The organism is Pseudomonadota bacterium (assembly GCA_016711215.1).
In the GTDB taxonomy this organism is placed as follows: Bacteria; Myxococcota_A; Polyangia.
This window is the reverse complement of the sequence record JADJTL010000001.1, coordinates 681,354-706,580: the sequence shown is the minus strand read 5'-3', so window position 1 is coordinate 706,580 and position 25,227 is coordinate 681,354. Positions and strand designations below refer to the sequence as shown.

The window sequence follows — 25,227 nt, the reverse complement described above, 5'->3', positions numbered from 1 at the left end:
GCTTACAGTCTATTAACCGAGGTGCAACCATGCTCACGTTTTCTCACCGACGCTCTTTCCGCGCGCTCCGCTGGCTGCCTCTCTCGGCGCTGACGCTGGCAGCCGCCTGCAGCGGCCAATTCGATGAGGCGCGGCCGAAGGTGGGCGTGGCGGCGCGGGCGGCGACCAACGCGGCCAACGCGATGAACGCCATGAACGCCATGAACGCCATGAACGCCATGAACGCCATGAACGCCATGAATTCGATGAATTCCATGAACGCCCTGAACGCCATGAATTCGATGAATTCCATGAACGCCCTGAACGCCATGAATTCGATGAATTCGATGAATTCGATGAATTCGATGAATTCGATGAACAGCATCACCACGGGCCTGGCGCTCGACGCCGGCGAGCTGCGCATCCCGTCGACCACGCTGACGGACCTGAGCCGCTACACGCTGGCGCAGACGGAGCTGCTCTGCCCGTCGACGCGCCTGCCCCATGTCTTCGACCAGGGCACGCCTGAGACCGAGGACGACATCGCCGCCCATCTGACGGTGCCGCGCTGGCTCGTGCTGAAGGACGAGGTCGAGCTGGTGCGCGAGTCCTGCGCGAACCCGGTGCCGGAGAGCTGCGGCAACGGCGTGGTGGATGGCGGCGAGGACTGCGACACCGGCATCCCGCTCGGAGAGCCGGGGGCCTGCCCGGCCGTGACGGTCGCGATGGATGAAGATTTCGACGGCGACGGCGAGTTCAACCCGGGCGGCGGCGTCGACCAGAACGTGACCTACGAGGTGCTCTCGGCCATCGGCTTGGCCTGCGCTGACCGAGGCTATCGCCCCTTTCTCCTGCACCCGGTCACCGGCCCGGAGGCGACCGCCAACCCTGAGACCTTCAGCACGTACTTTCGCTACCTCTGTCTACAGAGCTGGGACGACACCCAGGGCAAGACGGTCTACCGCTGCGGCAAGGGTATGCTGGCCGCTGGCGTCTCCGGCTACGCCGTCCGCGACGGCACGCTCTCGGCGCGACCGATCTACCTCTCCGAGCTGAGCTGGGGCGGCAACGTCTGGAACCGTCACTGGCAGTTTCGCGAGCATCACATCGGCTCGATCCCCGAGCCGATCGCCGCGGGCCAGCAGATCGGCTACGCCCTGGACGCCGCCTGGGGCCTGAACCCGCGCGAGACGCACGGAGGCGGGGGCAGCAAGGAGCCGGACTACCTGGCCGCGCTGGCGCTGAAGACGGCGACCAACCGCACGGGCGTCGTCGTCAGTCCCTACAACCGCGCCAACGCCACCGGCGGTCTGAGCTTCGAGAGCAGCGAGCTCAACCAATGCGAGCCCGGCTACCATACCTATCCGGACCTGGCCTCGACGGGTGCCCTGGAGCAGGGAATGCTGCTCAATCTCAGTGTGGCCGGCTGGTATCAGGACGCCTGCGGCTGGGCCCACGACTGGGCGCTGCCGGTGCTGCCGACGCAGCAGGTCGGAGGCTGCCAGGTCTTCGACATCGGCGCCGGCCCGCTGCAGACGCGCATGGGCCTCAACCTGGGCGACGCGACGGCCCGCCGCTGCCCCAGCTTCGCCACCTGCGCGCCGGGCACGAGCTGCTGCGTCGGGCGCTTCGCCGCGGGGAGTGGCTATACCTGCGCGGTCAAGAGCGACACCACTCTGCAGTGCTGGGGCTATAACGGCTACGGCCAGCTCGGCCAGGTTGGAGCCGGCAGCTCGATCGCTCAACCCGCGCTCGAAAGCGCCGACGGTCCACCGCTAACGGGCGTCCTGGACGTGGCCACGGGCTCGGTCCACACCTGCGCCCGGCGCAAGGACGGCAGCCTCTGGTGCTGGGGCACCAACTTCTACGGCCAGCTCGGCGACGGCACCTATGTCGAAAAAGCGTACCCTGTGCAGGTAACGGGGCTCGGGACGAGCTCGGCCGTAGAGCAGGTGGTGGCGACCGTTTACCACACCTGCGCGCGGCGCACCGATGGCAGCCTTTACTGCTGGGGCTACAACGCGACGGGCCAGCTCGGCGACGGCACGACGGTCAGGCGAACGCTTCCCGTGCTGGTCACGGCGCTGGGCACGACCGTCGCCGACGTCGCGGCGAACTACGCTCATACCTGCGCGCGGCGCCAGGACGGCAGCCTCTGGTGCTGGGGCGCCAACACCTACGGCCAGCTCGGCGATGGCACCACCCTCGACCGTTGGAGCCCCGTGCCGGTGACGGCGCTCGGCAGCGCCGTCTCCGAGGTCCGCGCGGGCAGCTACCACACCTGCGCACGGAAAATCGACGGGAGCGTTGCCTGTTGGGGTCGAAACAACTACGGCCAGCTCGGCGACGGCACAACCACCGACAGCCTTGGCCCTATAGCGGTGCCGACCCTAGGCAATGCCGTCGCGGAGCTGGCAGTGGGCAGCCACGCCAACTGCGCCCTGCTCGGCGACCAGAGCCTCTGGTGCTGGGGCTACGGTGGCGGCTACCAGATGGGCAACGGCGCGTGGAGCGATCAGCCGACGCCCGCGCCTGTGACCGCCCTCGGCACCACGGTCGCGGAGGTCTCGCTCTCCAGTCACGCCTGCGTGAGACGCCTCGACGGCAGCCTCTGGTGCTGGGGCGTCAACCAGCTGGCCGAGCTCGGCGACGGGACCGTGGCGCTGCGATCCACCCCCGTGCGCTCGGTGGGGCTGAGCTGCGACTGCGGCGACGGCGTCTGCAGCCGGACCGAGATGCGCGAGGGCTGCCCCGCAGACTGTCGGCAGGAGAGCTGCGGCGACGGGCGCTGCACCGGCGCCGAGGACGAGACGAGCTGCGCCCTAGACTGCGACCGCCCGCTCTTTGCCGAGGTGGCAACGGGCGATCGCCACGCCTGCGCGCGGAGCCCCGATGGGACGCTTCGCTGTTGGGGCGAAAACGCCTACGGCCAGCTCGGAGGCCCGGCGCCCTGGCAGAGCATGAGCCCCCTGGTGGTCACGGCGCTCGGAACCAGCACGACGAGCATCGCGCTCGGCGGCGGGCATAGCTGCGCGCGCCTCAGCGACGGCACGCTCTGGTGTTGGGGCGACAACTACTACGGCCAGCTCGGCGACAACTCAACCTCGACCCGCTACAACGGCCCCGTCCGCGTCGCCACGCTGGGCACGAATATTGGCCAATTCAGGACCGCCTATGCCCATACCTGCGCCCGGCTGACCAACGGGCGGCTTTTTTGCTGGGGCAGCAACGCCAATGGCCAGCTCGGCAACGGCACGACCGTCCGACGCCTGACCCCGCTGCGCATCACGGCGGTCGGCAACAGCGTCGCCGAGGTCGCTGTGGGGCATTACTACAACGTCTACGACAGCGGTCACACCTGCGCCCGACGCAACGACGGCAGCGTGGCCTGCTGGGGCGATAACTCCGCCGGCCAGCTCGGGGACGGCACGACCATGCAGCGGCTCTGGCCCGTCGAGGTCACGGCGCTCGGCACCACCGCCACCCAGATCTCGACGCGCGGGAGGCATAGCTGTGCGCTGCGCAACGACGGCAGCCTCTGGTGCTGGGGATCGAATTGGACCGGGCAGCTCGGCGACGGCACGGGCAGCAATCAGCTCCTCCCCGTGCGCGTGGACGCGCTCGGCACCGCGGTCGTCAGCGTGACGACCGGTGACCTGATCACCTGTGCCCTGCTCAACGATGGCAGCCAATGGTGTTGGGGGTCGAACAGCGAGGGCAGAGTGGGCGACGGCACGACGACGAACCGTTACAGCCCCGTCCCGATCACCTCGATGGGCACAACGGTGGCCGAGGTCGCCTGCAGCGATCTCCATAGCTGCGCGCGGCGCAGCGACGGCACCATCTGGTGTTGGGGATCGAACGGCGCGGGCCAACTCGGTGCCTTCGGCGTCCGAGGAGCCTGGTCGCCCGTCGCCATCAGCGCCTGCGGCGACGGCGTCTGTGGCCTAAACGAGGCCCAGGGCGGCGCCTGCCCGGCCGATTGCACGACCACCTGCGGCGACTGCGTCTGCGATGGCGTGCTCGAGGACGCCACGAGCTGCCCGGCGGACTGCGCACCTGGAGGACTCTGTACGCCGAGCCAATGCGGCAACGCGCGCTGCGAGGCCGACGAAACCTGCTCGCTCTGCCCCGGCGACTGCGGCACCTGCGTCACAACCTGTGGCAAGTATGGCTGCGAGCCGGGCGAGACCTGCTCGAGCTGCGCGGAGGATTGTGGTGCCTGCGCGGCGCCGGCCTGCGGCAACGCGAGCTGCGACGCGGGTGAGACCTGCGGCTCGTGTCCGAGCGATTGCGGGGCCTGCAGCGGCACGGCCTGGGGCGCACCGTCTGCCGCGATCAGCGCGAGCCTGCAGACGGTGACCTTCCCATTGGCGACGACCGTCGGGTTCGCGGCCGGGACCAACGGGACGCTGCTCAAGAGCAGCGACAGCGGCGCGAGCTGGACGGCGCTACCCTCCGGCACCGCGGCCACACTGCGGGCGCTGGCCTTCCTCGACGCGCAGACCGGTCTCGCGGCCGGTGATGGCGGCGTGCTGCTGAAGACGACCGACGGCGGGCTGAGCTGGAGCACCCTCAGCTCCGGCACGACGGCTAGCCTGCGGGCGATCGCGCTGCTCGACGCGCAGACGGGCTTCGCGGCCGGCGACGGCGGCGTGCTGCTCAAGACCTCCAACGGGGGCACGAGCTGGACGGCCCTCACCTCGGGCACGGCCGCCGCGCTGCACGCCCTGCGCTTCGTCGACGCGCAAACGGGCTTCGCCGCAGGGGACGGCGGCGTCATCCTCAAGACTACCAACGGCGGCACGAGCTGGAGCATGCTCACCTCGGGCACACCGGCGACGCTGCGCGCGCTGGCCTTCATCGGCCCGCAGACGGGCTTCGCCGCCGGTGATAACGGCACCATCGTCAAAACCACCAACGGCGGCACAAGCTGGAGCACGCTGACCAGCGGCGTGCACGGCGCGCTGCACGCGCTCTCCTTCCCGCTCGGCGCGCTGCAGGGCACGGCCGTCGGCGAAGGCGGCCTGGTGCTGCGCACGACCGACGGCGGCACTACGTGGACGCAGGAGAGCTCGGGCAGCAGCGATACGCTGCTGGCCGTGACCATGCCGGCCGACTGGACGATGGGCGTCGCGGTGGGCGCCAGCGGCAGGGTCGTACGGCGCATCCCGCCCTGGGCGCCGTCGATCCTCTACGACACCGAGGTCGCGAGCCTGGCGCCGCCGACGGTGCTGCCGAACACGGTGATGAGCAAGCGCGTGGCCTTCGCCGGCAATAACAGCGGCTGGCTCTACGCGCTCAGCCCCACCGAGCGCGTGCCGCGCTACAGCCCGGCGCGGCTGGCAGATGCGATGCAGGGCCGCAGCCCGGTGGGCAAGCTACCGGGCGACAGCTTCAACACGCTCTACGCCGCAACGGCCTCGGGCCTCGGCTACGCCCTCAACGCCGACACGGGCGCGCTGCGCTGGACGACCGACGGCGACAGCGGCCTCGCCGGCGACCAGCCCTTGGGCGCAGCACTCGTCGCCGCTCCCGTAGTCTCGCCCTCGCGCAACCTGGCGTTCTTCGCCACGCGCAACCTCAGCGGCGCGCAGAACCGCGTCTTCGCCTTCGACGCCAAGACGGGCGCCTGTCGCTGGGTGCTCAACGGGACCTGCGTCGGCAGCACGGGCGCGCTGAACGTCGGTCAGATCAGCGGCAGCCCGGTTCACGATGCTGTCGCGCGCATGCTCTTCATCACGAGCACGAGCCTCAGCGGCGGCGACACGCTCTGGGCGGTGGATGCGGGAGACGCGACGCCGGGGACGCTGAGCTGGAGCCGTAACCTCGGCGACAGCGACGCCTCGCCCAGCTTCGCCGAGGCCACGCGCACCAGCCTCTACGTCGGCACCAACAACGGCCGCCTGCATCGCGTCCGCGCAGCAGACGGCGTGAGCTGCTGGAGCACCACCGGCAGCGGCTGCACGGCCTTCGGCGGCAGCGAGCAGGCCTTCTGCACCGCCACCGACGCGCTCGGCACCAGCTGCGCGGTGGGCAGCGCCATCGCCTCGGGCGTGGTCGTGCTCTGGAGCGGCAGCCACCTCGGCCGCCTGCTCTTCGCCACGGCAGACGGCCACCTGCGCCTGCTCAACGCCGACGGCTCGCTGGTCTGGAAGACCGCCGACCCGATCCCGGGGGCGAGCCTACCGCTGGCCATCCCCGAGCGCGACAGCCTCTTCGTCGGCGGCTCCGACGGCCAGCTCCGCGAGCTCAGCCTCAGTACCGGCGCCGTCCTCGCCAGCCAGACCGTCGGCAGCGGCAGCGCCTCAGTCGGCAGCCCCACCTACGACACCCGCGCCCTGATGCTCTACGTCGGCACCAGCACCGGCACCCTCTTCCGCTTCAACCTCGCGCCCTAGCTCGGGCCAAGCGCGCCCTCAGCCCGGCTGGGCGCTCTGGCGCAACCCGAGCTCAGCGGCGCCAAGCACGCCGGCATCGTCGCCGAGCACCGTGTCCACAATGCTCAGCCCCTCTAGCGCGGGCACGTTCACCAAGCGCTGGAAATTGGCGAGCGTGCCCTCACGCAGGCGCTTGCAACCCACCCATACCGTGCCACCCATCAGCAAGCAGGCAGGATTGAAGAGCGTCACCGCGTTGGCCAGGGTCAGCCCCAGCCAGCGGGCCGCCTGATCGACGATGCGCCGCGCGGTCTCGTCACCGCGCTGGGCCGCTTGATCGACATGTCCCGCGTGCATCGCGTCGAGCCGCCCCTGCACCAGCTCCAGCAGCAGGGAAGACGGCCGCTCGAGCGCCTGCTCGACGAGGTGTCGCCCCCCGGCGTAGGCCTCTACGCAGCCGCTCGCGCCGCAGCCGCAGGCACGCCCTTGCTCAACCACCTTGACGTGGCCCAGCTCGAGCGAAGCGTTGCCCGCCCCGCGATAGAGGCGTCCGTCACAGACGGCCCCGGCCCCCACCCCGGTGCCCGCGAAGACGCAGAGCACGTCGGCGCGGCCGCGCGCCGCACCAAAGCACTGCTCGCCCCAAACAATGACGTTGACGTCGTTCTCGAGCCAAACGGGCCGCCCGAGCGCGCGCTCCGCCAGGCGCCCGAAGGGCACGTCACGCCAGCCGAGGTTGGGCGCGTTGGCCACCACCCCGGTCGTCCCCCGCAACATCGCCGCAATACCGATGCCGACCGGCAGAGACTCGCCAGCGCTCAGCGCACCCGCCAGCTCGACCAAGGCGCGCACGACGGCCTCCGGGCTGCGATCGGCACCCACCGTGCGCCGCTCCTGGCGCACGATCGTCGCCTCGTCCGTCCCCATCTCGACCACAGCGCCACGCAGGTTCGTGCCGCCCAAATCGATTCCGATCGCCCGTCGTGCCGCCATGCTTAGCTCCCCCGTCACTCCCAATTGATCAGTTGATAAAGAACACGCGCGCCTCGGCGGAGGGAAGAAACCCGACTGCAGCGGGCAGCGCCCGCCCCGGCTCCCGAACCCGCGTCGAAGCGGCGAGCCGCTGGCCACGCCCGCGAACGCTCGCGGCAGCGCTGTTGACGCAATACCGATGCACACAGCGCGGCGTGCAGACCCGCGCATCGTCGCAGCGCCGCGGCGTCGCCGCCCTACAGCGCCCGAGGCGCTGCAGGCGCGCCAGGGTACGCAGCCGCTCGACACTGCGCCGATCACTGACGCCGGCGCAGGCAAGCTGGCGCGGGAGACAGGCGCAATCGCCGTCGTGCTCGCAGCGCCCCGACGCGCCCGCCAGGACTGCGGCCGCTTCCCGCGCGACCTCCGCGCAGGTGTCATCGCTCGCTGGCGCCGCGGAGGCCCCTCGCCCGTCACCGCCGCCGCGCGCGCAGCCGCTCAGGATCACAGCCAGCACGAAGCGCAGCATGAGGCCCTCGGCTCCACGCCCGGCATCGAGCTCAGGCTTCATCGAAGACCGCCACGACGGGCGCATGGTCGCTCGGCTTCCCCGCTCCGCTCGTCAGCTTGCGCGCCTCTCGCTCGATGACGACCGCCCTGCAGCGTGCGGCGAGCGCCGCGGTGCCGAGGATCAAATCGATGCGCAGGCCCGCGTTGCGCGGAAAGGCCCCCGCCCGATAATCCCACCACGAATAGACGCCCTCGCGCGGGTCGAGCTGGCGCAGCAGATCGACGAAGCCCCACTGCAGCAGCGCGCGCAGGCGCGCGCGCTCCGGCTCGCTGCACAGCACCTCTCCCTGCCAGACGCTCGGATCGTGGACGTCGCGATCGTCGGGGGCGATGTTGAAGTCGCCCAGCAGGGCGATCTGCTGCGTCGGATCGTGCGTGCTGCGCAGCCAGGCCAGTAGCGCGTCCAACCAGGCCAGCTTGCGCTGGTACTTCTCGCTGCCCGTCGTCTGGCCGTTGACGACATAGGCGTTGATCACCCGCACACCCTTCAGCTCGGCGGCGATCAGGCGCGCCTCGGCCGGCAGTGGATCGCCGGGGAAGCCGTGCTGCACGCGCTCGAGCGGGCAGCGCGAGAGCAGCGCCACGCCGTTATAGGTGGGTTGGCCAAAGACCTGCGCGCGATAGCCGAGCGGCGCGAAGGCATCGTGCGGGAAGAGCGCGTCGGTGACCTTTGTTTCTTGTAGGCAGAGGACATCCGGCTGCTGCTGCTCGAGCAGCGCGAGGACGCGCTCGAGGCGCGTGCGCAGCGAATTGACGTTCCAGGTGATCAGCTTCATCGGCGGCGCTCGCGGAGCGGCGCGATGATGCCGCCCTGCGCCCGGCGGCGCAAGCGCGGCGGCGGCTGATCGCGGCAGCCGCCGCGTTCAGACCAGCAGCGGCTCGGCATGGAGATTCATGCCGTGGTCGAGGCAAAGGCAGTAGTTGTCCTCGAGCTCGCGCCAGACATTCGGCCCGCTCGAGACCGGCTCGCTGGCCACCACCAGGTGCTTGACGATGCCATCAGCCGCCTCGCCCTCACAGCGGGAGGCGTCGAAGGCGTAGCAACTCGCGCGCTCCGGGCAGCGCGTCTTGTAGGTCGAGTAGTAGCACTCTCGCCCGCGCCGATAGGCGAGCATCAGATTGCCGTTGGTCAGCAAGATGGTGAGCCGATTGGGCCGCTCCTGATCGACCTCGGGCGCGACGGCCAAGACCTGAGCGATCGCGGCGCGCAGCGCGGGCAGCACGTGCGCGATCCGCACGCCCTCGTCGTGGAGGTTCTCGACGCGGCGCGCGAGCTGGGAGAGGAAGATGAAGAACAACACCTCGCTGTCGGTGTCGCCGAGCACGAAGCGACGAAAGCGATCGTCGACGCAGTCGCGCACGCGGCGCTGCACCTCGGGGCGCGCGAAGCCCGCGATCTCGCCATTATGCGCCAGCAACCAGCGCCCATACTGAAAGGGGTGGCAGTTGAGGACGCGCGGCGCGCCGACGGTGGCCTGCCGGATATGCGCGACGAAGGTGCGCGTCGCGACGATGCCGCTGACCTCACGAAAGAGCACATCGCCGAGCGCCTGCTCGTCGTTGCGAATCACGTGCGGAAAGGGACCGACGTAGAAGCCCAGGCCCCAGCCGTCGCGATGCCGCTCACTCTGGCGCGCCAGGGCGTTGTCAGCGGCGACCAGCGATTGGTGGACACTGCTCTCGATCGCCGAACGAAAGCCATAGAGCCGACACATGGCGATATTATCGGCGTGGCGCCTCCGCGCCGCAAACTTGGCGCCGAAACCCGCGTGCGCGCGCTTGCTCGGTCGCGCCGGCGGTCGCGCGGCTAGCGCGGCCCGCGGCCGCATCAGTCCAAACGAGCGAGCGCCGCCGACCCGGCTCCCTGCTGCGCGAGCCGGGAGGACGAGCTCGGGGCCGCCGCCACGAGGGGGCAGTGGCTTGGGAGGTTGAGGCGCTGCGCCGCGCTCTGGAGGTTATTGGGCACATCCCAGGGCGATCCGTGGGCGGGCGTGGTCACCACGAGCTGGGAGAGGGCCTCGAGCGCGCGCACGGTGGCGGGGTCCTGCTTGCCGCGCAGGGCTCGCGTGAGCTGCGCCAGGGCACCCTCATCGGGTGGCTGGCGCGTGGGGACCGCGACCCGAAAGGTGTAGGGGCTGAAGAAGCCTTGTTTGGTCAGAGGGACCGTCAGCACGGGACGCCCGTCGCTGCCCTTGACCACGGTCGCCGCGCCGACCGCCACACCCGCCTCCGGCGCCTCCTTGGCGAGCACGGCGACGGCGTCGCGAAACTGTGCCGGCGAGCAAGGACGATAGGTCATCACGTCCTCGTCGGCCGCCGCCGGACCAGCGAGCGCCACCATCAGGCAGAGGGAGCTCGCGCGCAAGAGCCGACCGGATCGCGTCGACAGGCGGCGCGTGATCGCGTCGCGCGTCGGAGCGCGGCGGGGCGACGCGCTGGCGGCGTAGGTTGGAGCCGAAGGGCCAAGCCGAGCCTGGGCCGGCGCGGCGAGGCCCAGCGAGAACACCAGGGCGAGCAACGCAACGCCGCCGACAGTCGAATTTCTCACGGGTCTCTCCGTCCGCAGCCGGCCGGCGAAGGCCGGCACGGAGAGAACCATCGTCCGCTCGCCCCAAAGGTTTAGTAGCTCACGGCTTCATGCGCCCCGATCGCGTCGCGAGGTCGCAGCGCCCAGCGCCGACCACGAGCACCGGATCGTCACATGCCCAACTTGGCGCCGTGCCACAAGAGCCTCAGCAGCCCCTTCACTACCGTGCGCCAGTTAGATTCGTGAAAGAGTACCCTCTCGACGCCGATAATCCGGCCGTTGACGTAGAGCCGGCCGAATTGCACCACGAAGCGCAAGATGCTTTGGCCCGCATTGTTATTGATGCTCAGAACCGTAAGTGCGCCGTGCTCGCCGCGCAGGGCCCAGTGCAAGGGCACGCGGTACCAGAGATCGACGCGGCCCACGCCAACGCCGCCGCGAAGCCCCCCTACGCCGGACCGCAGGAGCGCGCTGCCCGGAACCTGGAGCACGCGGATGGCGGCGAGCGACCCGACTGCGGACCGATGTGAAACCCTACCCGACCAGCCAAACGGCCGACCTCCGCGTCGCCACCTGTTGCCTCGGCCAAGCCCGACCCAACCGCTCCGCAAATGGACGCTAGAACGTTCACGCCCTCGCCGCGCTCCGCCCCGGCGATCTGACTCACACCATCGCCGACGCTGTTTACGCCGAGGATTACGAGCGCAACTCCACCGGCTGTCGTTGAAGCTTCGAGCACGATCACTCCGACGAGGCCGACGGCCGTCTCCACCAGCCCCAGCACAACCTTCGTCGAACCCCAGCCCAGTCGATACAACCAGTCACGGCGCGACGCGAAGACCTCGACCTCGACAGCGTCCCTTAGGGCATCAGCCAGCTCTGGCGGACGAGGCGTCGAAAAGACGCCCGCCGAACTGAGGGCCAACACCTTGAGCCGGTGGTCGACGGAGTAGCCGCAGAGGCCGAGCGGCCGGTTCGTCAGCTCGACACGGTACCCAAGCCCCCCCTGCGAGGGGTAGGCCAGGGCCTTGAGGAGCATGAGTGAAGCCAACTCGGAGTAATGATCGACGAAGTGGTCGAGAACCTGACCAGCCATCGGCGCGCTCGACATTGCCTCTCCGAGGACCGCGTAGTCCGACTAGAAGCGACCGCTTCTCTCGGGGCCCAGCCCAGGTTACGGGCACGCCCCAGTCGTAGGTCAACGCTGCAAGAACCGGCCACTCAGCCTTGCTCGGCGGTTCAGCCTCGGAGGCACCCAGCAGGTGAGCGACGAGTTGCGGCAAGAGGTCTCCCCTCGGCCCAGCGGTGCCCGCACCTCCGCCCGTGAGCGCGAGGATCGATAGAAACGTAGGTCGCGCCTGGAAGAGGGCCGCCATCAAGCCCATCGCAACGTCGCGGTCGACAGTTGAAAAACCATCTCCTCGCCCCGAACCTCCGTAGGTGAAGCGTCGCGCGCCTTCGCCGGACGCAGCGGCGAGCTCCCTGCCAGTCGCAGCGTTCGGTGGATCCGGGACGAGCACGAAGGTCGCGCCGCCGAACGCATCGCCACCGAGCGCAGCCCTCAACCATTCGAAGGCCTGCGACACGACAAACTCGCGCTCGGCGTCATTCGCGGCCTCCGAAAGGGGTACCAGGGAGTTCCGCTGGCTTGACCCGGCTCGTTCGGCTGCGCCAACACCCTCCTGGCCGCGCGGCTTGGTCGTCGAGTCGGTCAATTCGCGCCCTCCCCTCTCCGGATTCGTTGCCCGCGCTCGCCGCGAGGACGCCCCACCAGGTCGCCACGACTTGCTTGGCTTGCCTGACGCCGGCGACAGTCGACGCCAGCCGCTCCCGCCGCGCGGTCGCATCGGCGCCGACCGCCTGGTCGGTGACTCCTTCGACGCCGCCGCTAGCGTCGGCGCGAGAGAAAGACAAATCATCACGGCGGGCAGGAGTCCCCACCATCGTCCAATCCTCTTCCTTCGGCGACTCCTCGCGACCGACGCGCCAAAGGCCTGACGCTGCCGCAGGACCAGACCCCCTCAACGCGCCTCGGGGCGGCAAGCTCCAAGACATCATACAAAGGCACCGTGGCAGGCGCAGCAAGACTTGTACCGTTGCTCTGGCGGCAGCGACCGCTGAGCAAGTCACCCCATTCGGGCCGGTATCTTGCGCAGTGCTCCACAAGATCCCCAAAAGGAGGTCTCGTCGGCGCTCCTCGCCTGCAGCGGCCACGCTTCGAATCTCGGTCAGTCCATCGCTCCCTCTCCCGTCGCGGCGGGCCACCTGCGGAGCCGGCCAGCGGGTCCCGTGGGCACCCGCAGCCCGCCGCCCCGCCGAAGGGCAGGATTCGAGGACCGTCGGATAAAGCCGAGCTGCGTGATCGCACAGGTAACCCAGCCGTGGGCCTGCGCGCCGCGATACCAGGCGCGAGCATGATCGTGTAACTGGTAGTTTGGCTAGGCCAGGGCAGCAGGACGTCCGTAGCCGGTAGGCTGGCCCTCACGGGGCTAGGTCCTCCTCGTCAAGCAGCGCGTGGGCCCGCCTGCCGGCGATGATCGGAGCATCGGCCGGCACGTCGAAGGCGGGCAAGTCGGGCGCCGTGCCGCGAGGGGCACCCTGGGGTCGAAGGGCGCGTCGAACCCGCTCGGAACTGACGGGGCCCCCAGCGTCTTTCGCGAGACCTCGGCGAGGGTTCGAGCCGAGGCGTAGACGTCGTCAGCCAAAGTCACCGTCGTGAGCATAAAGCTACGCTGATGCGCTGATACGCTATTGCGAAGACGTCAAGCGGGCAGGGTCGGCGCGGGCACGGTCGGCGCATGCACGGTCGGCCGTCAAACGATCATGTTTCGGGTTTCCCTAGCGCCCTGCTATCTCGACCCCGCTCGGCGCCGAGCTGCGCCAGCACCTTCTGGGTCGCGCGCGGCAGGGCGTGCGCGTCGAGCTCAGGCCACGCGACCCAGCGCCAGCCCGACGTACCCGCCGCCGACTCGGCGCATGCACCGGGCGCCGCCCGGCCCGGAGGGCGCAGGCTGCAGCGGTAGGGCGCGATGGTCACCCGCAGGTGCGTGAAGGCATGGGGCACGGGCTCGAGCGCGCGGTCGATGCGCGCGCTCAGCCCGAACGCCAGGCGCAAGTGGCTGCGCAGCGCCCGCCGCTGGGCGCTTGGCTCGACCACCTGCCCCTCCGCCAGCGGCAGGGTCGGCAGATCCCAGAGGCCCCCCAGCAGCCCCTCGTAGGGGCGCCGGTGCAGCAGCACGCGGCCCGCGCAGACGAGCACCGCGGCGATCAGCCAGCGGTGGGGCACGACGCGCCGCGGCGCGCGCAGCGGATAACGCTCGGGATGGCCCTCGCGACGAGCCGCGCACGCGGCGCTGAGCGGGCAGGCCTCGCAGCCCGGTGCCCGCGGTGAGCAGACGCGCGCACCGAGCTCCATCAGGGCTTGGTTGTGCAGACCCGGATCGGCAGGCCAGAGCAGCGTGTCGGCGAGCTTCGTCAGCGCAGCCGCGCCAGCGCCGCGATCGGCAGGCGCGTCGAGCGCCATGACGCGCGCGAGGACGCGCCGCACGTTGCCGTCGACGACCGCGAAGGCCTGCCCGTCGGCGATGCTGAGGATCGCCGCGAGCGTGTAGTCGCCGACCCCCGGGAGCGCCGCCAGGGCCTCGCGTTGGAGCGGCACCTTCCCGCCATGCTCAGCGACGACGACGCGCGCCGCTCGATGGAGGAAGCGGGCGCGCCGGTAGTACCCCAGGCCCTGCCAGAGGCGCAGCACCTCGTCCTCGGCGGCGGCCGCCAGCGCGGCGACCTCGGGGAAGCGCGAGAGCCAGCGCTCGTAGTAGGGCACGACCGTCGCCACCTGCGTCTGCTGGAGCATCACCTCCGAGATCCAGATAGCGTAGGGATCGCGCGTGCGGCGCCAGGGGAGGTCGCGCGCATGCGCCCGGTACCAGCGGTGGAGCGCGGGCCTTGCCTGCTCGATCGCCTGCGTCGCTGGCGCGAGCGGCGGAGAAGGGGGGCGACGCCGCGAAAGCGGCTCAGGCTTCGCCTTGCGCATCGGCCGCGAATCTAGTACTAATCGTGTACTTTTTCATCTCGAACGCGTGCCCCGATCGGCGTAGGCATGAAGCGATCGGCGCAGGCATGCAGAGCCGAGCAGTCGCGGGCGCGCTCGCAAAGAGGAGAACAGACATGAGCGTTCATACCCTTCCTTCGCTGCCCTACGCGCTCGACGCGCTGGAGCCCTATATCGACGCGCGGACGATGGAGATCCATCACGGAAAGCACCACGCCGCCTATGTCGCCAAGCTCAACGAGGCGCTCGAGAAGGCGCCCGAGCTCAAGGGCCGCGCGGTCTCCGCGCTGCTGAAGCAACTCGCAAGCGTGCCCGAGGCGATCCGCGGCGCCGTGCGCAACCACGGCGGCGGTCACGCCAACCACAGCCTCTTCTGGTCCGTCATGGGCCAGGGCAAAGGGGGCGAGCCTGTGGGCCAGCTCGCCTCGGCGATCAAGCAGGAGCTCGGTGGCTTCGCCGCGCTGCGCGAAAAATTCCACGCCGCTGCCACCACCCAGTTCGGCTCCGGCTGGGCCTGGTTGTCCGTCGATCAGGGCGGGCGCTTGCTCGTCCAGTCGCTGCCCAATCAAGACAGCCCGCTGAGCGAGGGAAAGACCCCGATCCTCGGCCTGGATGTTTGGGAGCACGCGTACTACCTGAAGTACCAAAATCGCCGTCCCGAGTACGTCGAGGCCTGGTGGAGCGTCGTCGACTGGGAGGCCGTCGAGGCCAACTACCGCGCCGCGCGCGCCTAATCCGCCCTACCGTCCCGGGGGCAAAGCCGCGGGGGGCGTCCCGAGTTCTGGGGGCGCCCCGCTGACAACACGACCGGCGCCCTCGACGAGGCGCCAGCCCGCCGGCACAGCCAGCTCAGCAGGAGAGCGCGCGCAGGAGATCGATTGCGTGCACGGGCGGGCGCTCGCCCCGCATCAGGTGCGCGATGGCCGAATAGACCAGGCGATGCGCCTGCACCATCGCCTGCCCGGCGAAGCTGCGCGAACGGACGGTGACGTTGAAATGACCGGGACCGGCGCCCGGGGTGACCTCGGCCCGCGAGAGCGGGATGGCCTGCTCGATCGCGCAACGGATGATCTCAATGACTTGAGCCTTCGTGCCCTGGCTGCTGCTCGTGCTGCGTTCCAACGGGTTCGCCTTCGCCACCAACTGGCGGCCTGATTTCTCGGCACCGACTGACGGCGCTCAGCTCGCGGGCCGCCTGTAGCATCGGGCCGCCCACGCGGTCAAGGATAGCACCCGCCCGGATCGGCGCGACTCAGCCGACGCCACGCACGGGCTGATCGACCGCCCGCCGCACCGTGCAGAGTGATCCCGCGCCTTCTCCGGCCTTGCTGCCTACCGCCGTCACCTCCACGATCAGCGTCTCGCTGGCGCGTTTGCCGCTCGGCAGCTCGCTCAGGAGCTGCCTCAACTCGCTGCCGACGAGCCCATTGAGCATCGTCAACCCCTGGCGATTGGCCGCCAGCACCTCGCCGCGGTGGTCGACGAGCAGGCAGCCCGCCGCGCTGCGCTCGAGCACCTGCACCAGCGCCGCGCGCACCACGCCATCCGTCCCCTCTGCTACCCGTCCCGTCGCGGCCGCCTCGTCCCCCGATCCGTCGAGCAGTCGATTGACGCCCTCGACGATCCGTCGCAGCTCGTGAGGAGCGTCGCCCAGGCCGCAACGGCGGAAGCGGTCGCCCGCGCGGCGCGCCTCCAGCGTCGCGTAGAGCATGCCGAGGGGCATCAGGATCCGCCGTGAAAGCCGCGCTCCCGCCAGTAGGCTGAGCGTCAGGCCGATCGCCGCCAGGATCACCGCCGCCCAGGCGCCGCCGGTCCCCAGGCGCCGCACCTTCGACTTGACCGACCACAGCGCCTCGCGGTTGACGCGGACCAGGCGCCGCAGGGCGCGAATCACGCGGTCTCGGCTTGCGCTGTCGCCGCCCAGCGCCGCCACCTGGCCGCGCTCGATCTCGCTCAGCGGGTCCGCCTCGTGACGCTCGGTGACATTGCCCTGGGCGCGAAGCATCGCGGCCACGAAGTGCTGCCGCTCCCGCGTCGAGGCCGGCCGGGCGCCGACCTGCGCCAGCAGCGTCAGCATCTGCTCCGCCGCCTCGATCGAGCTCACGTTGTCGTGCAGCGCGCGGTCAAAGGCCGGCCCGATGCGCGTCATCAGCCCAACCGTCCCAAAGGCCATCACCAGGTTGAAGGCCACCAGCGCGGCCAGCCCGAGCCACAGATCCCGACGCAGTTCCATCAGCAGCTCCCTCGCAGCGGCCCGGTATCCGACGGGTCAGCAGCCGACCCATCAACGCCTAGCCCTAGCCGCGCTCCAGCAGGCGGCTGACCGCCTTCTGCTTCGAGACCACGACCAAGACATCGTCGTCGCGCAACGGGTCGTTGGGATCGGGCATCAGCACGGCGCCGCGCCCGGCGCGCCGCACGGCCACGACCGTAATCGCATAGCGGCTCGGCAGTCGCAGCTGCGCGAGGGTATGGCCGACGAAGGAGGGCGGCGGGCGCAGCTCTGTGATCAGCAGATCCTCCCCGAGGGGCAGCTCACCCATCACGCGATCGTGCATGATCCTGTTGGCGAAGCGCTCACCGAAGTCGCGCTCCGGATTGACGACCTCGTGCGCGCCGACGAGCGACAGGATGCGCGCGTGGAGATCGTCATTGGCCCGCGCGATCACCCGCCGCGCGCCCATCTGTCGCAGCAGGGCGGTGCAGATGATCGACGACTCGCGCGACTCGTCGCCAATCGCGCAGACACAGACGTCGCGCCGCTCGGGCGAGGTGCGAGCCACGGCGCTCGTGTCCGTGGCGTCGAAGTCGACGGCCTCGGCCCCGAAGCCCGCCGCCACGCGCACGCGATCCTCGCGCCGATCGACGGCCAACACCTCGAGACCGCGCTCGGCGAGCGCCCGCGCCACCGACATCCCGAATTGCCCGAGCCCGATCACGATTGCCTGTTTGATCATCCCTACTCCCCCCGCGACGCCGCGCTAGCCGACGTCGATCTCCTCGACGGGCCGCCGCCATAGCACGGGCGTGCGATGGTGGCTCAAGAACATGAAGAGGGTCAGCGGGCCAACGCGTCCGACAAACATGCAGGCCACGATCGCCAGCTTGCCGACGGCATCGAGCCCCGCCGTCCCGCCGATCGTGAGTCCGACCGTCCCGAGCGCCGAGATCACCTCGAAGAGCGCGGCGACCGGATCCAGCGTCTGGGTCAGCTGCAGCATCAGCAGACCGCCGAAGACCGCCAGCAAGCCGAGCGTGGCCACCGCCGCCGCGCGATAAATCGAGCGGTGCGGTACCCGTCGACCACCGACCTCGACGGCGCCGTGGCCCCGAATGGCCGCCACGACGGCCATCAACAAGAGGGCCGCCGTCGTCGTCTTGATCCCGCCGGCCGTCCCACCCGGACTCCCACCAATGAACATCAGCACCATCATCACGGTGACGCTGGCCGGCCGGAAGGCCATCAGGTCGACCGCATTGAACCCGGCGGTGCGGGTCGACACGGAGTGCAACCAGGCATTGTGCAGGCGATCCCAGGGCGGCAGCCCGCCGAAGGCGCCATGCCACTCGACGACGGCTAAGGCGATCGTCCCGCCGACGAGCAGCACCAGCGTCGTGGTCAGAACGACCTTGACCTGTGCCGCTGCGGCGACGGCCCGACCCCGCGCGAGCCGCAGGCCGCTGAAGCAGACCGCCGGCGATAGCCCGCCGAGCACGACGAGCGCTGCCACGACGTGCAACACGGCGGGATCGCGTTGGTAGGCGATCAGGTTGTCGCTCTGCAGCGCAAAGCCCGCGTTGCAGAAGGCCGAGACCGCCGTAAACACGCCCCGCCACAGCGCGGCGCCCAGCCCTTCGTCGTGGGTCCAAAAGCGCCACGTGAGCAGGACGGCGCCGGCGGCCTCAGAGAGCAGCGTGAAGCGCAGGAGCCGGCGCGTGACGGCGAAGAGCTGGCTGCGGTCCTCGACGCTCATCAGCCCGGCGACGACGCCCTCGTGGCGCAGGCTCATGCGCCGGCCGAGGAGGCGCATCGCGGCGGTGGAGAAGGTCATGATGCCGAGGCCACCGGCCTGAATCAACAGCAGGATCGCGAGCTGCCCCAAGACGCTGAAGGCCTGGGGCGTGTCGAGGACGGTCAACCCAGTGACGCAGACGGCGCTGAAGGCGGTGAAGGTCGCGTCGAGCAGACCGACGCTGAGGCCGCTCCGCGCGCAGACCGGCAGGGCGAGCAACAGGCCCCACCCAGCCCGAGCGCGAGGAAGGTCACCACCAGCAGCCGCGCCGGATGGTCGACGACCGGCTGCCACCAATCGACGCGATCACTGCCCTGGCGCCGCGCGCGCGGCAGCGCCAGCAGCGTCACCACCGGCAAGATCACGGCGAAGTGCGCGCGTAGCAGCCACGGACCGGGGCCAAAGGCGAGCCCGAGGATGAAGGCCACGCAGCCCAGCGCCAAGGCAGCCGCGCGGCGCGGATGGCGCCCGCCCTCGAGGACCAGCCAGCGCGACGCCAGCAAGGCCGCCACCAGCGCCGAAGCACCCATCGCCCGCACGCTGCCGGCGTCCGCAGCCCCGCCGCCGACGAGGGCCACGCACCAGACGACCACGGCCCCGACGGCGGCGCCGCGCGCGCGGCGCGTCGGGGAGGCGCGCGAACCACGCGCTTGACGCTCCGCGCGGCGCACGCCCGAGGCGCTGAAGACAGCGAAGAGCGCCCACCACGCCGCCACCACGGCCAACAAGGCCAACAGGGGCGACTGCACGATCATCTCGAAGGCGAGCCCGAAGGCCGCGACGAGACCGGTCACGACCAGGGCACGCCCAATCGCCGGAACGCGCGTCACGAGCAGGCTCGCTGCCGCCAGCGCGAGCGAGCTCGTCACGGCAGCCAGGACCGCCACGACCGAGAGGGTCCAACGCTCCGCGCCGTACAGCACCGCGCCGGCCACCACGGGTAAGGGGGCGAGCGCGGCCAAGACGCCACTGGCGAAATCTTGCGATCGTCTCATTGGATCGTTCGAGCAGCGCGCGGGGCGCGCATCGTCCGGGCGCGACGATACTCCGATTGCACCTCAGGACAAAAGGCATCGGCAGCGCGCGGCAGCCGAGCAAGAGGACAGGCCCGCCTGTGATACATTGAAGGAAACAGCCAAGGACGGCCACCGATGAACAAGCGCTTCATCCTCGACACGAACGTCCTGTTGCATGATCCCAGCGCCCTGGAGCGCTTCGGCGACGAGGAGGTGGTCGTTCCGATCTACGCGATCGAGGAGATCGATCGCTTCAAGCGCGAGCTGAGCGAGCGCGGGCGTCACGCGCGGGTCGTCGCCCGCCGGCTCGACGACCTGCGGCGCAGCGGCCCCCTCTCGCAAGGCGTCAGCACCGCAGGCGGCGGACGGCTGCGGGTCGCCTTCATCGACGGCCACGGCGACGACCGGACCCTACTCAATCGTCCGGCGGGTGGCTCCGACGACCTGATCCTCGCGCTGGCCCTGCAGGAGCGGCGCCGCGATCCCCATACCCCCGTCATCTTCGTCACCCGCGACGTCAACCTGCGCATCCGCGCCGATGCGATGGGCCTACAGGCTGAAGACTACCTCGATGAGAGCGTCGATATCTCCGAGCTCTACAGCGGGGTCGCTGAGCTCGAGCTCGACGGGGAGCTGATCGACCGTCTGGCGGCCGACGGCACCATTCCGCAGACGGGGCTCTTCGCCAACCAATATGCGATCCTGCGCGCCCGCGGCGACGGTCAGCAGAGCCTGCTCGCGCGCTATGACTGTGAGCACGAGCAGCTCGAGGCGCTGGATCGTCGCCGCACTCCAGCCACGGCCTGGGGCCTGCGCGCCCGCAACAAGGAGCAGCGCTTTGCCCTCGACCTGCTGCTGCGCGATGACGTCAAGCTGGTGACGCTCGTCGGCAAGGCGGGCACCGGAAAGACGCTGCTGGCGATCGCAGCGGGCCTGCAGAAGGTCGTCGAGGAGCGCAAGTACCGCAAGCTGCTGGTGAGCCGCCCGATCTTTCCCCTCGGGCGTGACCTCGGCTTTCTGCCCGGCGACGTCGAGGCCAAGCTCAATCCGTGGATGCAGCCGATCTACGACAACCTCGACCTGCTGCTCGGGCTCGGGCACGGCGAAGCTGCAGACGAGGCGCGCGGGGAACACGGCGAAGAGCGGGCCGCCCGGGGGCACCGCGGCGAACGCTCGGCCCGCGACGCGCGCCCCGAGCGGGGTGACCGCGGCGAGCGCGGCGTGCAGGAGTTCGTGGCGCTGGGCTACGTCGAGGTCGAGCCGCTGACCTACATCCGCGGCCGCTCGATTCCCAACCAGTTCATCATCGTCGACGAGGCGCAGAACCTGACGCCACATGAGGTGAAGACGATCATCACCCGGGTCGGCGAGAACACGAAGATCGTGCTCACCGGCGATCCCTACCAGATCGACAACCCCTACGTGGACTCATCGAATAACGGGCTCGCCACGGTCGTCGAGCGCTTCAAAGGCAAGGCGCTCGGTGGTCACATTACGCTGATCAAAGGCGAGCGCTCGCCGCTGGCCGAGCTGGCGGCCAACGTGCTCTAGTTCGAGCGACGCGTTCGCACCCGGGAGCCCAGATGTCAGCAGTGATCTTGATCGTCGAGGACGAGCTCGACCTGGTCAGCACGCTCGAGTACACGCTCCAGCGCGAGGGTTATCGCACGCGCGCCGCCCTGACGGGCCGCGCGGCGCTCGAGCTCGCGCAGCAGGAGCCGCTGCCCGATCTCGTGCTGCTCGATCTGATGCTGCCCGACTGCTCGGGTCTCGAGGTCTGCCGCCAGCTCCGCCGAGACGAGCGCACGCGCGGCATCCCGATCGTCATCGCCAGCGCGAAGGGCGAGGAGATCGATCGCGTGGTCGGCTTCGAGCTCGGCGCAGACGACTACGTCGTCAAGCCCTACAGCGTGCGCGAGCTGCTGCTCCGCGTCCGCGCTGTGCTGCGGCGCCACGCGCTCAGCCCCGGCGACGAGCAAGCCACCCCGCTGACCTTCGGCAGCCTGCGACTCGACGACGAGGCGCATCGCTGCTGGGTCGCCGACGACGAGGTGACGCTGACGGCGCTTGAGTTTCGCCTCTTGACCTTGTTGCTGGCCCGCCGCGGCCGGGTCCAGACCCGCGAGGTGCTGCTCTCCGATGTCTGGGGCATCCAGGCCGACATCACGACCCGCACCGTCGACACTCACGTCAAGCGCCTGCGCCAGAAGCTCGGCGCCGCGGGCCAGTACATCGAGACGCTGCGCGGCGTCGGCTACCGCCTGCGCGCCACCCCGGAAGCGACGGAGGCCTAGCGGCGCCATGCGACTGGGCGTCCGCTCGACGATCTTCGCCGCCTCGCTGCTGCTCTTCGCCGGCGTCGGCTTGGGCACCGGCGCCTATCTCGAGCGCACCCTGCGCCATCGGCTTGAAACCCAGATCGAGGCCGACCTCGAGCGCCTGGCGCGCACGGCCGTCGAGTTGCTGAAAGCGACGGCGCCCGACGGCGCGCTTGACCGCCCGATGGCCGACGCCTTGGCCGATCGCCTCGGTCGCACGACCGCGGCGCGGGTGACGATCATCGCCGCGGACGGCCGCGTGCTTGGGGACTCCGCCTGTGAGCTCAGCGCCCTCGGCGCGCTCGAGAACCACGCTGGTCGGCCCGAGGTCCAAGCCGCGCTGCGTCGCGGTCGGGGGGTGGCGCGCCGCGCCAGCAACACCCTTCATACCTCGATGGTCTACGTCGCCGTGCGTTTCGCGCGCGCCCACGAGCAGGGCGTCGTACGCATCGCCACCCCGCTCTCCGCTGTCGCCGTCGCGATTCACCATCTGCGCGTCACGCTTGCGCTCGGCGGGATGGTCGGCCTGGCCCTCGCGATCGCGCTCGGCACACTGGCCTCGACGCTGATCTCGCGCACGCTGCGCAGCCTCGTGCTGCAAGCCCGCACGATCGCCGGCAACCATGCCCACCGCCTGCCCTTGCCGGCGACCAGCGAGCTGGCGGTGCTCGCTGGCTCCTTCAATCAGCTCGCGGCCGAGCTCCAGCGCTCGGTGGCGGCGCTCGCCAGTGAGCGCGACCGCCTGGCGACGATCCTCGAGGGTATGAGCGAGGCGGTGCTCGCGCTCGACGCTGAGCAGCGGGTGACCTTGGCCAACCGTGCCGCGACGAGCCTGCTCGACCTCGACGGGACAGCGTCGGGCGAGGTCATCGCCTTGGCGGCGCTAGGCCTGCCCCCCTTGCGCGAGCTCGTCGACCGGGCCACTGAAACCACGGAGGCCAGCACAGCGGAGTTCGCGCTTGGGCCGAGCGGCGCCGCTCGCCACATCTTGGCCCGCGCGGCACGCCTTCGGGCGAGCCCAGGCTGCGTCGTCGTGCTGCACGACGTCACCGAGGTGCGACGCCTGGAGACCGTCCGCCGCGACTTCGTCGCCAACGTCTCGCACGAGCTGCGCACGCCGATCAGCGTCATTCGCGCCAACGCCGAGGCGCTGCTCGATGGCGCGTTAGCCGACCCGGAGCATGCGCAGCGCTTTCTGGCGGCGATCCTGCGCCACGCGGAGCGGCTCGCCCGCATCATCAGCGACCTGCTCGACCTCTCCCGGATGGAGGCTGAACAGCAGCACTTCGAGCGCGGGGTTACGGCGCTCGGCCCGCTGGTGCAGCGGGCGATCGAAGCCGTGGAGGATTCCGCGGGCGAAAAGGCGATCACGCTCGCCAACGAGATCGGGGCGGGCACCACCGTGGTGGTCGACGAGTCCGCGCTCGAACATGTCCTGCTGAACCTGCTCGACAACGCCGTGAAGTACACGCAGCCGGGCGGCAAGGTCAGCGCACGCAGCGCGGTCCACAGCGGCCACGTCCGCGTCGAGGTCCACGACGACGGACCGGGGGTCGAGCCGCAACATCGCGACCGCATCTTCGAGCGCTTCTACCGCGTCGACCCCGGACGCTCGCGTGAGATGGGCGGCACCGGACTCGGCCTGGCGATCGTCAAGCACCTGGTAAACGCGCTGGGGGGCGAGGTCGGCGTGTCGGCGGCGCAACCGCGCGGCTCGGTCTTCTGGTTCACGCTGCCGCGGGGAGAGGCCGCCGAAGGCTCGATCGCGGGCACTCAGGGCAAGGCGCTCGTCGGCGAATGAGCCGCGAGCGCCGCGCGGCAGTGCCCCACGCGGCGGTAGAGCAGGCGCGCGCGATCGGTCTGCAGGGCGCCGCGCAGACCCTCGAGATCGTCATGCAGGCGTCGATAGTGGGCGGCCATCGTCCGCTCGACAGCCCGCAAGCGGTCGATGCGCTGACGCAGCTCGGCATTGAGCGTGGCGAAGCGCTGCTCACGCTGCCGATCGAGCTCGGCCAGGTTCCACTCGAGCTCGTGCACACGATGCTCGAGGTCGGCCGCGGCCTCGGCATCGATCGGTCCGCCGTGCTCACTCTCACCCCGCGCCAGATTGAGGTCGATCACCGTGTAGCGCAGAGCCGCTTCGCTCTCGCGCAGCTCGCGACGGATGTCCTCGAAGCGATTCTCCAGCAGCCCGCCCTCGACGACCAACTGCTCGGCCTCGTCGCGGGCGAGCTTCAGCGCTTCGAGCTCGACCAGCAGCGAGGGCCCGGCAAGCCCCTCGGTCGCGGCGTGCTGCGCCAGCTCGAGCGTCGTCTCGTAGAGCAGCTGGCGCAGGCGCCCCGGCGAAGCGGGGAGCAGCTCAGCCTCACCCTCGGCGCCCGGCGGCGGCGTAATCGCCCAAGGCGCCGTCAGCTCCTCCTCCGCATGCGACGTGGCGCCGACCGAAACAGCCTCCGCGGCGAGCGCGCGTAGCGCGCGGACCACCGGTTCCAGCGCGCGGAAACGCTCGGCTGGATCCTTCTGCAGGCAGCGAAGGAGCAACGCCTCGAGGGTCGTCGGCAGCTCCTCGCAGCCGCTGCGGCGCGACGGTGCGACCACCTCGCTGCCCAGATGGGCCGCGACCACCCGCTCGGGCTCGCCGACGAAGGGCGGTTGCCCCGTCAACAGGTGATAGCCGAGCGCTCCCAGCGCGTAGATGTCGGCGCTCGGCGTGGGCGACGCCGCGCTGCCCCCGAGGAGCTCGGGCGCGAGATAGTCCACCGTACCGTAGTTGGCGAGCAGCGTCTCGGCGCGGTCGGCCAGCCGGCTGGAGCCAGAAAGGGGCTGGACCGCCAGCGCCGTGGCCACGGCGAAGTCGCGCAGCCGCAGACGCAGTCCCCCGTCCGCGGCGTCGAAGACCGTGATGTTGTTTGGCTTGAGCTCTCCGTGGACGACGTGCTGTCGATGGGCCGCGTCCAAGGCCTCGGCGAGCTGCAGCAGGGTCTCGACGGCGCGGCTCGGCGAAAGCCGCCCGTCGCGCTCCAGCACCCGCGCCAGCGGTAGCCCCCGCACATAGTCGGTGGTCAGGTAATAGCGGCCGTCGCTGAGGCGACCGAAGTCGACGATGCTGGCAACCTGGGGATGGTCGATCTGGCTCGCCTCCCGCACGGCGTGCCGCAGGCGCAGGCGTACCGTCTCGCTGGCGGTCAGCGCGGGTCGCAGCACCTTGATCGCGAAGCGCCGCGCGAGCACCTCATGGACAGCCGCGTAGACGGTGCCCAAGCGACCCCGGCCGATACGTTTTGCGATGGTGAGGGTCTGCGTCAGCCGGACGGCTTCCCCCGCGCTCTTGGCGCCTAACATGCGAGGTGGCCCACTTTCGTGCTGCGACTGTCCATAGACCTCGGTCATCCGCGCGGGCC

At 70.3% G+C, this 25,227-nt stretch carries 20 protein-coding genes; 5 read left to right on the top strand and 15 right to left on the bottom strand.

Annotated features, from left to right (window positions below):
* Window positions 1–43 precede the first annotated feature (43 nt).
* Window positions 44–370 carry a hypothetical protein gene (locus IPL40_02765; protein ID MBK8480088.1) on the bottom strand — a complete coding sequence of 109 codons (327 nt, stop codon included), beginning with the start codon at window positions 368–370 and terminating at the stop codon, window positions 44–46.
* On the opposite strand from IPL40_02765, the gene IPL40_02760 reads away from it, so the two are divergent.
* Window positions 354–6,380 carry a PQQ-binding-like beta-propeller repeat protein gene (locus IPL40_02760; protein MBK8480087.1) on the top strand — a complete coding sequence of 2,009 codons (6,027 nt, stop codon included), beginning with the start codon at window positions 354–356 and terminating at the stop codon, window positions 6,378–6,380. The genes IPL40_02765 and IPL40_02760 overlap by 17 nt on opposite strands.
* Window positions 6,381–6,398: 18 nt before the next feature.
* Here the strand turns inward: IPL40_02760 and IPL40_02755 are convergent, their stop codons facing one another.
* The 8 genes from IPL40_02755 to mutY form a co-directional block, all read right to left on the bottom strand.
* Window positions 6,399–7,352, bottom strand: a complete 954-nt coding sequence (locus IPL40_02755; protein ID MBK8480086.1) for an ROK family protein — start codon at window positions 7,350–7,352, stop codon at window positions 6,399–6,401.
* A gap of 28 nt (window positions 7,353–7,380) precedes the next feature.
* A complete protein-coding gene (locus IPL40_02750; GenBank protein MBK8480085.1) occupies window positions 7,381–7,902 on the bottom strand; it encodes a hypothetical protein in 522 nt (173 codons plus the stop codon).
* Window positions 7,892–8,677 carry an exodeoxyribonuclease III gene (gene xth / locus IPL40_02745; GenBank protein MBK8480084.1) on the bottom strand — a complete coding sequence of 262 codons (786 nt, stop codon included), beginning with the start codon at window positions 8,675–8,677 and terminating at the stop codon, window positions 7,892–7,894. The genes IPL40_02750 and xth overlap by 11 nt, the downstream gene beginning before the upstream one ends.
* Before the next feature lie 87 nt (window positions 8,678–8,764).
* Window positions 8,765–9,616: a class II glutamine amidotransferase gene (locus IPL40_02740; GenBank protein ID MBK8480083.1), complete on the bottom strand. Its 852-nt coding sequence runs from the start codon at window positions 9,614–9,616 to the stop codon at window positions 8,765–8,767.
* A gap of 113 nt (window positions 9,617–9,729) precedes the next feature.
* Entirely contained in the window at window positions 9,730–10,449 is a 720-nt protein-coding gene (locus tag IPL40_02735) for a hypothetical protein (protein ID MBK8480082.1), read from the bottom strand.
* Window positions 10,450–10,598: 149 nt separating this feature from the next.
* Window positions 10,599–10,853, bottom strand: coding sequence for a hypothetical protein (locus IPL40_02730; GenBank protein MBK8480081.1), 255 nt, complete (start codon window positions 10,851–10,853; stop codon window positions 10,599–10,601).
* Window positions 10,854–10,876: 23 nt separating this feature from the next.
* Entirely contained in the window at window positions 10,877–11,524 is a 648-nt protein-coding gene (locus tag IPL40_02725; protein MBK8480080.1) for a hypothetical protein, read from the bottom strand.
* Window positions 11,525–13,249: 1,725 nt separating this feature from the next.
* Window positions 13,250–14,461: an A/G-specific adenine glycosylase gene (mutY, locus tag IPL40_02720; GenBank protein ID MBK8480079.1), complete on the bottom strand. Its 1,212-nt coding sequence runs from the start codon at window positions 14,459–14,461 to the stop codon at window positions 13,250–13,252.
* Window positions 14,462–14,595: 134 nt separating this feature from the next.
* On the opposite strand from mutY, the gene IPL40_02715 reads away from it, so the two are divergent.
* Window positions 14,596–15,213, top strand: coding sequence for a superoxide dismutase (locus tag IPL40_02715; GenBank protein MBK8480078.1), 618 nt, complete (start codon window positions 14,596–14,598; stop codon window positions 15,211–15,213).
* A 115-nt stretch (window positions 15,214–15,328) separates the two neighbouring features.
* On the opposite strand, the gene IPL40_02710 is transcribed toward IPL40_02715, so the two are convergent.
* The 5 genes from IPL40_02710 to IPL40_02690 form a co-directional block, all read right to left on the bottom strand.
* On the bottom strand, window positions 15,329–15,601 hold the full coding sequence (locus tag IPL40_02710) for a BolA/IbaG family iron-sulfur metabolism protein (GenBank protein ID MBK8480077.1): 273 nt from the start codon (window positions 15,599–15,601) through the stop codon (window positions 15,329–15,331).
* Window positions 15,602–15,731: 130 nt separating this feature from the next.
* Complete coding sequence (locus tag IPL40_02705) at window positions 15,732–16,712, bottom strand: hypothetical protein (GenBank protein MBK8480076.1); 981 nt, start codon at window positions 16,710–16,712, stop codon at window positions 15,732–15,734.
* A gap of 64 nt (window positions 16,713–16,776) precedes the next feature.
* Window positions 16,777–17,436, bottom strand: coding sequence for a TrkA family potassium uptake protein (locus IPL40_02700; GenBank protein ID MBK8480075.1), 660 nt, complete (start codon window positions 17,434–17,436; stop codon window positions 16,777–16,779).
* Between the two features lie 24 nt (window positions 17,437–17,460).
* Entirely contained in the window at window positions 17,461–18,711 is a 1,251-nt protein-coding gene (locus IPL40_02695; GenBank protein MBK8480074.1) for a TrkH family potassium uptake protein, read from the bottom strand.
* On the bottom strand, window positions 18,615–19,487 hold the full coding sequence (locus IPL40_02690) for a hypothetical protein (GenBank protein ID MBK8480073.1): 873 nt from the start codon (window positions 19,485–19,487) through the stop codon (window positions 18,615–18,617). The genes IPL40_02695 and IPL40_02690 overlap by 97 nt, the downstream gene beginning before the upstream one ends.
* A 156-nt stretch (window positions 19,488–19,643) precedes the next feature.
* On the opposite strand from IPL40_02690, the gene IPL40_02685 reads away from it, so the two are divergent.
* The 3 genes from IPL40_02685 to IPL40_02675 are packed head-to-tail and all read left to right on the top strand — an operon-like array spanning window position 19,644 to window position 23,627.
* On the top strand, window positions 19,644–21,059 hold the full coding sequence (locus IPL40_02685) for a PhoH family protein (GenBank protein MBK8480072.1): 1,416 nt from the start codon (window positions 19,644–19,646) through the stop codon (window positions 21,057–21,059).
* A gap of 32 nt (window positions 21,060–21,091) precedes the next feature.
* Window positions 21,092–21,802, top strand: coding sequence for a response regulator transcription factor (locus IPL40_02680; GenBank protein ID MBK8480071.1), 711 nt, complete (start codon window positions 21,092–21,094; stop codon window positions 21,800–21,802).
* 7 nt (window positions 21,803–21,809) lie between these two features.
* Window positions 21,810–23,627, top strand: a complete 1,818-nt coding sequence (locus IPL40_02675) for a PAS domain-containing protein (protein ID MBK8480070.1) — start codon at window positions 21,810–21,812, stop codon at window positions 23,625–23,627.
* Here IPL40_02675 and IPL40_02670 read toward each other — a convergent pair.
* A complete protein-coding gene (locus tag IPL40_02670; protein MBK8480069.1) occupies window positions 23,600–25,168 on the bottom strand; it encodes a serine/threonine protein kinase in 1,569 nt (522 codons plus the stop codon). The genes IPL40_02675 and IPL40_02670 overlap by 28 nt on opposite strands.
* Window positions 25,169–25,227: the final 59 nt, after the last annotated feature.

Bases quoted from the DNA above. Each gene is read 5' to 3' on its own strand.
- IPL40_02760 (MBK8480087.1), top strand. From the start codon at position 354: ATGAACAGCATCACCACGGGCCTGGCGCTCGACGCCGGCGAGCTGCGC.
- IPL40_02755 (MBK8480086.1), bottom strand. From the start codon at position 7,352: ATGGCGGCACGACGGGCGATCGGAATCGATTTGGGCGGCACGAACCTG.
- IPL40_02750 (MBK8480085.1), bottom strand. From the start codon at position 7,902: ATGAAGCCTGAGCTCGATGCCGGGCGTGGAGCCGAGGGCCTCATGCTG.
- xth (MBK8480084.1), bottom strand. From the start codon at position 8,677: ATGAAGCTGATCACCTGGAACGTCAATTCGCTGCGCACGCGCCTCGAG.
- IPL40_02740 (MBK8480083.1), bottom strand. From the start codon at position 9,616: ATGTGTCGGCTCTATGGCTTTCGTTCGGCGATCGAGAGCAGTGTCCAC.
- IPL40_02725 (MBK8480080.1), bottom strand. From the start codon at position 11,524: ATGGCTGGTCAGGTTCTCGACCACTTCGTCGATCATTACTCCGAGTTG.
- mutY (MBK8480079.1), bottom strand. From the start codon at position 14,461: ATGCGCAAGGCGAAGCCTGAGCCGCTTTCGCGGCGTCGCCCCCCTTCT.
- IPL40_02715 (MBK8480078.1), top strand. From the start codon at position 14,596: ATGAGCGTTCATACCCTTCCTTCGCTGCCCTACGCGCTCGACGCGCTG.
- IPL40_02705 (MBK8480076.1), bottom strand. From the start codon at position 16,712: ATGGAACTGCGTCGGGATCTGTGGCTCGGGCTGGCCGCGCTGGTGGCC.
- IPL40_02700 (MBK8480075.1), bottom strand. From the start codon at position 17,436: ATGATCAAACAGGCAATCGTGATCGGGCTCGGGCAATTCGGGATGTCG.
- IPL40_02690 (MBK8480073.1), bottom strand. From the start codon at position 19,487: ATGAGACGATCGCAAGATTTCGCCAGTGGCGTCTTGGCCGCGCTCGCC.
- IPL40_02685 (MBK8480072.1), top strand. From the start codon at position 19,644: ATGAACAAGCGCTTCATCCTCGACACGAACGTCCTGTTGCATGATCCC.
- IPL40_02680 (MBK8480071.1), top strand. From the start codon at position 21,092: ATGTCAGCAGTGATCTTGATCGTCGAGGACGAGCTCGACCTGGTCAGC.
- IPL40_02675 (MBK8480070.1), top strand. From the start codon at position 21,810: ATGCGACTGGGCGTCCGCTCGACGATCTTCGCCGCCTCGCTGCTGCTC.
- IPL40_02670 (MBK8480069.1), bottom strand. From the start codon at position 25,168: ATGTTAGGCGCCAAGAGCGCGGGGGAAGCCGTCCGGCTGACGCAGACC.